The sequence below is a fragment of the Paracraurococcus lichenis genome (assembly GCF_030657435.1).
GTDB lineage: Bacteria > Pseudomonadota > Alphaproteobacteria > Acetobacterales > Acetobacteraceae > Paracraurococcus > Paracraurococcus lichenis.
The window spans coordinates 1-540 of the sequence record NZ_JAUTWS010000450.1 but is presented as its reverse complement, the minus strand read 5'-3'; the positions used below and the strand labels follow the sequence as shown (position 1 = coordinate 540).

The 540-nt window shown below is 70.0% G+C and carries 1 protein-coding gene; it reads right to left on the bottom strand.

The genetic code is table 11. From position 1 onward, the window contains the following. Positions 1 to 149: 149 nt before the first annotated feature. Positions 150 to 540: ATP-binding protein (locus Q7A36_RS40750; protein WP_305109477.1), on the bottom strand; the 391-nt coding region annotated here is incomplete at its 5' end.

Genomic DNA, 540 nt, shown 5'->3' with positions numbered 1-540 from the left:
GATGAGGTGGCAAGGCCGGTCGTCGCCGAGCACGACTTGAAGGTGCGGAAGCGTGGCGCCGTGCGGCGATGCAGCTGCCGTAGCTCCGGGCACCCTACGTGTCGGCAGCATCTGCAGGGTGTTCGTGGCCGTCGCCCAACGCCGCACTGTCATGCTACCCGCCCCTCCGGGGTGGACGGCGGCAGCCGCTCTTGGCCATTTCCCGATGCCCGCGGCAGCCAGACCGTGACCTGGGTGCCCTCGCCCGGTCGGCTGACAACGGCGACCATACCGCCGGATTGCCGCGCGAAGCCGTAGACCTGCGATAGACCGAGCCCCGAGCCGCGGCCGACGGCCTTGGTGGTGAAAAACGGTTCAAAGGCGCGGGCGAGCACCTCCTCGGTCATCCCGGTCCCTGTGTCCGACACCGACAGGGCGACGTAGTCGCCGGGCGGAAGGCCGCCACGGGCGCCATCTGGCAGGGCTTCGCTGCTGGCATTCTCGGCCGAGAGGGTCAGCAGGCCTCCCTCCGGCATGGCGTCGCGGGCATTGATGGCCAAG